Raw genomic sequence first — 3,313 nt, forward strand, 5'->3', positions numbered from 1 at the left:
CGCAGCAGGTCGTTCAGGCCCTTGCTCTCGGGCACAAACACCGCCGGCCGCAGCAAGGCGCGGATGTTGAGCTCGGGGGCTCGCTGCAGCTTGAGCAGATCCTTGGCCATCAGGATGCCAATGATGTTTTCTTTTTCGTTCTCGAAAACCGGAAAGCGCGAGTGGGCAGTGTCGATCACCAGGTGCAGCAGCTCGTCGAACGGCGCGTCGATGTTGATCACATCCATGCGGGGCGTTGCCACCATCACGTCGCCGGCCGTCATGTCGGCCATGCGAATCACGCCTTCGAGCATCTCGCGGCTTTGCGCGCCGATGACCTCGTTGTCCTGCGCCTCGACCAGGGTCTCAATCAGCTCGGCTTTGGAATCGGGCCCGGGATGAAGCATTTCTGCGAGCTTCTGCAGGAAGCCGCGTTTGTCTTCGGGCTTGGGCGGTCTACTGGGGGGGGTGTCGGACACGGAGGTGTTCGGTAGTTGGCAAGTTGCCAAGGATAACGTACTTCGATTGGGTGCCAAAGCCGCTCGGGGCATCCCTCGGCAGACTCAATACAAACGAAGTAAACGCTGGAGTCCATCAAGGCACCTCCGTACAAGCAGGGGCCGCGGAACCGGCTTCGCCGGGCCGCAGGCGCAGCGCCCCCTCGGGGGGCAGCGCAGTACGCGAAGCGACAAGCGTGGGTCCCTACATTGGCATGCGGTCGCGGCTGGCGCGCACGCCCTGACGCACTTCCTGGACCAGGGCCAGGAGGTCCCAGAACTGTTTGGCCTGAACTTTCAGGCGGTAGTCGGTCTGGGCGATCTGCTCCAGCGCGATTTCCGTCATGCGCGAGTCCAGATCGGCCGGAGGCAGCTTGAGGTAAGCCTCGCTTTCCGAGCCGTCGCGCTCGATCACGGCGCCAGCCTTGCGGGCGATGTTGAGCATGGCGGTGTTTTCACTGAGCGCATGGATGAACATCATGCTCACCCCCTCATTGCGCGAGTGCATCACGGCACGGTCGAACAGGCGCGCGCCGTAGCCGCGCCCGCGTGCGTGCTTGAGCACCGACACGCCGAACTCCGCGCAGCTTTTCAGCTCGGGGTCGATCGACAGCGCCAAGTGCGCCATGGCGATCAGCTCGAGCTTGCGGTTGTAGATGCCGAAAATCTCGTCACGCTCGAAGTTCAGGCCGGCCACGTAGCGGTGAATCTGCTCGTCACGGGCGGCGTAACCAAAGCGCAGGTAACGGTCATGCGCATCCAGCGACAGCAGATGTTTTTCGATGCGTTCGCCGTGGGTGGGGCCAATGGAACGGATGGGCACCAGCACGGGCGGCCGGTGCGGCGCGCGCGTTGCGTCGTCCGCAGGTGGGCGGAAGAACTCCCTGCCCGCAGAAATGGACGCCTTGATGAATGTGCCGGGGGTAACCATGGGTTCAATATAAGGGTTTTCCCTAGAATGTCCAGCCCTGAAGGATATTTAAACGGCTGGGCCCGGGGATTCGCGGAAATTTATGGTCAAAGAGGCCTTCAGCCCTTGCTGGATGTGCGCAAGCAGCTATTAATATTATAGCAATTTCCTTGCCTGAGGCCCGTCAAACCGGTACTAGTGGACATCAAAAGGGGGGCAGAGCCCTAAATCAGCACCTCGTCTGGCCCGGGCCAGCCCTGGGTCCCGCATCAAACCGGCACAGCCGTCGTCGTTTTCACGCGGTCCAGCACAAAACTGGTCTTGCAGTCCTGCACGCTGGGGTGTTTGAGCAGCGTGTCCATGATGAAGCGGCTGTAGTGGCCCATGTCGGCCACCACCACACGCAGCAAATAGTCCATCTCGCCGGTCAGCGCCGCACATTCCACCACCTCGGGCCAGGTCTGCACACTGGCGCGAAACAGGTCCATGGGGTTGCGCTTGTGCGATTCCGTGTGTTTTTCCAGCCGCACGTTGATGTAGGCGGTCAGCCCCAGCCCGACCGACTCGGGCTTGACCAGCGCCACATACCGGTCGATCACACCGCTTTCCTCCAGCCGCTTGACGCGGCGCAGTACGGCGCTGGGCGACAGGCTGACTTGCTCGGCGATCTGTTCGTAAGTCGCGCGGCCGTCAGCTTGAAGGCTGCGCAGTATGAGCTTGTCCAGCTTGTCGAGTGCTTCCATGGCTCATATTTTGCAGGTTAGATGCGCATTCATCAAGCTTGGCGCCGTGTTTTGCATAAAAATTGATCTGTCACGCGTTTAAAGTGGATGTGCCGCTATTTTTCTGAATTGCACGGAGACACACATGAACGCCGCCATTACCAAACCCACCCCTTCTTCAGCAGCGCCAGCCGCCGCGGCTACTTGGGACAACCCCATGGGCACGGACGGCTTCGAGTTCATTGAATACGCCGCGCCGGATCCAGCCGCCATGGGCGCCTTGTTCGAGCGCATGGGCTTCAAGCCGATTGCCAAACACCGCCACAAGAACGTGACGCTGTACCGCCAGGGTGGCATCAACTTCATCATCAACGCCGAGCCCGACTCCTTTGCCCAGCGTTTTGCGCGCCAGCACGGCCCCAGCGTCTGCGCCATCGCCTTCCGCGTGCAGGATGCCAAGGCCGCCTATGAACGCGCGATCAGCCTGGGCGCCTGGGGTTATGCGCACACCGCTGGCCCGGGCGAGCTGAACATCCCGGCCATCAAGGGCATCGGCGACTCCATCATCTATTTCATCGACCGCTGGCGCGGCAAGAACGGCGCGAAGGACGGCGATATCGGCAACATCGGGTTCTTCGATGTGGACTTCGAGCCCCTGCCGGGCGCCGAACTCAACCCCATGGGCCACGGCCTGACCTACATCGACCACCTGACGCACAACGTGCACCGCGGCCGCATGGCCGAGTGGTCAGGCTTTTATGAGCGCCTGTTCAACTTCCGCGAGGTGCGTTACTTCGACATCGAAGGCCAGGCCACCGGCGTCAAGAGCAAGGCCATGACCAGCCCCTGCGGCAAGATCCGCATCCCGATCAACGAGGAAGGCAACGAGAAAGCCGGCCAGATCCAGGAGTACCTCGACAAGTACCAGGGTGAAGGCATCCAGCACATCGCCATGGGGTCCAACGACCTGTTCGCCACGGTAGATGCCCTGCAACTGAGCGGCGTGAAGCTGCTGAACACGGGCGACACCTACTACGAGCTGCTCGACAAGCGCATCCCGGGCCACGGTGAAAACGTGGCCGAGCTGCAGGCGCGCAACATCCTGGTGGACGGCACGCCCGGCGAGCTGCTGCTGCAGATCTTCAGCGAAAACCAGCTCGGCCCGATCTTCTTCGAGTTCATCCAGCGCAAGGGCAACCAGGGTT

4 protein-coding genes are annotated in these 3,313 nt (G+C 61.6%); 1 reads left to right on the forward strand and 3 read right to left on the reverse strand.

The genetic code is table 11. The annotated features are described in order from the left end of the window. From PSV33_RS06675 to PSV33_RS06685, 3 genes are all read right to left on the reverse strand, one after another. Positions 1-458: CBS domain-containing protein (locus PSV33_RS06675; protein ID WP_300560059.1), on the reverse strand; the 458-nt coding region annotated here is incomplete at its 3' end. 223 nt (positions 459-681) lie between these two features. After that, on the reverse strand, positions 682-1,407 hold the full coding sequence (locus PSV33_RS06680) for a GNAT family N-acetyltransferase (protein WP_300560061.1): 726 nt from the start codon (positions 1,405-1,407) through the stop codon (positions 682-684). Positions 1,408-1,655: 248 nt separating this feature from the next. Then, positions 1,656-2,129, reverse strand: a complete 474-nt coding sequence (locus tag PSV33_RS06685; protein ID WP_300560062.1) for an Lrp/AsnC family transcriptional regulator — start codon at positions 2,127-2,129, stop codon at positions 1,656-1,658. 124 nt (positions 2,130-2,253) lie between these two features. On the opposite strand from PSV33_RS06685, the gene hppD reads away from it, so the two are divergent. Next, positions 2,254-3,313, forward strand: a 1,060-nt coding sequence (gene hppD / locus PSV33_RS06690; protein WP_300560064.1) for a 4-hydroxyphenylpyruvate dioxygenase, incomplete at its 3' end; no start/stop codon positions are given.

The organism is Polaromonas sp. (genome assembly GCF_029945895.1).
GTDB lineage: Bacteria > Pseudomonadota > Gammaproteobacteria > Burkholderiales > Burkholderiaceae_C > Polaromonas.